Annotated in this window: 1 protein-coding gene and 1 pseudogene; one reads left to right on the forward strand and one right to left on the reverse strand. The window is 74.3% G+C overall.

Translation table 11 applies throughout. From position 1 onward, the window contains the following. Nucleotides 1-163 precede the first annotated feature (163 nt). Nucleotides 164-1,006, forward strand: a complete 843-nt coding sequence (locus B7767_RS22230; RefSeq protein WP_085573752.1) for a ribonuclease BN — start codon at nt 164-166, stop codon at nt 1,004-1,006. 8 nt (nt 1,007-1,014) lie between these two features. On the opposite strand, the pseudogene B7767_RS22235 reads toward B7767_RS22230, so the two are convergent. Next, nucleotides 1,015-1,341: pseudogene (locus B7767_RS22235) on the reverse strand (galactosyldiacylglycerol synthase); the annotation flags it as partial.

Raw genomic sequence — 1,341 nt, forward strand, 5'->3', positions numbered from 1 at the left:
GGCGGCGGACGCGCGCCGGGGCCGTGCCGCGGGCCGCGAGGGCGCGGCCCCCTCCCGCCCGTCGCGCGCACGAGGAGAGAGGGCACCTTCCCCGCCCGGGTTCGTCCCGCCCGCCGAGGGGGCGGCACGGGTGCGTGTACGCAAGCCGACGAAGGAGCGCACCGTGAGGCGTGGCCTGCGCACGCTCCGGCACGGGTGGGAGTGGCTGGGCGCCCACACCCTGATGCGGCGCGGCCGTGACATCGAACTGATGCACAGGGCCATGGGTTTCGCCACGCTGGCACTGGTCACGCTGGCGCCCCTGCTCATCGTGATCGCCGCCGCCGATCCGCTCGGGCGGGGCGGCTTCGCGGCCTGGCTGGCGGACGGCATGGGGTTGTCCGGCCGGTCCGCGCGCCTCCTCGCGGAGATCATCAGCCCACCGCGCGAGGTGATCGGCACCACCAGCCTGTGGGGTGTGCTGGCACTCGCCGCGTTCGGCATCCCGTTCGGCGGGAGCGTCCAGAACGGCTACGAGCGGATGTGGAACCTGACGCCGGGACCGTGGCACCGCATCTGGCGCCAGGCGACCTGGCTGTGCGTCCTGACCGCGTACCTCTACCAGGAGGTACTGACCCGCGACGCCCTGCACGGGCCGGAACGGATCACCCTCTCGCTGGCGACCGGCGTGCTGTTCTTCTGGTGGGGGCAGCGCTTCCTGCTGGGCGGCCAGATCGGCTGGTGGCACCTGCTGCCGGGCGCGATCGCCACCATGGCGGGCCTGATCGGTCTGCGGGGCTTCTCCTACTTCGTCTTCACCCCGCTGATCATCGACAACGCGATCAGCTACGGCACCGTCGGTGTCGTCCTCATCGTCGAGTCCTGGCTCATCGGCGTGGGGTTCGTCATCTTCGGCGGCGCCCTGTTCGGCCGCTGGCTCCTCCACCATCACGGGCACCGGTTCACCGAGGCCCTGCCCCCGCCGCCCGGCACGGGGCCGGCCGGTGACGACCGGCACGGGCCATGAGCGCCCGGTCACCCGGAGAACGGACCGGCGAGTGCGGTCACCCGGGCCAGTACGTCCCCCCGGAAGAGCTGCCGCCCGCGGGCGATCCGGTGCTCCCGGTACGGGCCGTCCGCCGACAGCCGCCGCAGCGCGCGCAGCAGGGCGGCGGCGTCCGTGGCGGTCTCCGAGACGCCGAGGGCCGCCATCCGGCGTACGCCCTCCGCGCCGTGGCCGGGCAGCGGGCGGTAACCCACCACGGGCAGCCCGCAGGCCAGTGCCTGTACGGCGGTCTGGCCGGCGGCGTTGTCGACCAGGACGCGGGCCGCACGCAGCAGGCCGGGCATGTCGGTGACCCA

Origin of the sequence: Streptomyces sp. 13-12-16, assembly GCF_002114215.1 — a bacterium.
Classification (GTDB): Bacteria; Actinomycetota; Actinomycetes; order Streptomycetales; family Streptomycetaceae; genus Streptomyces.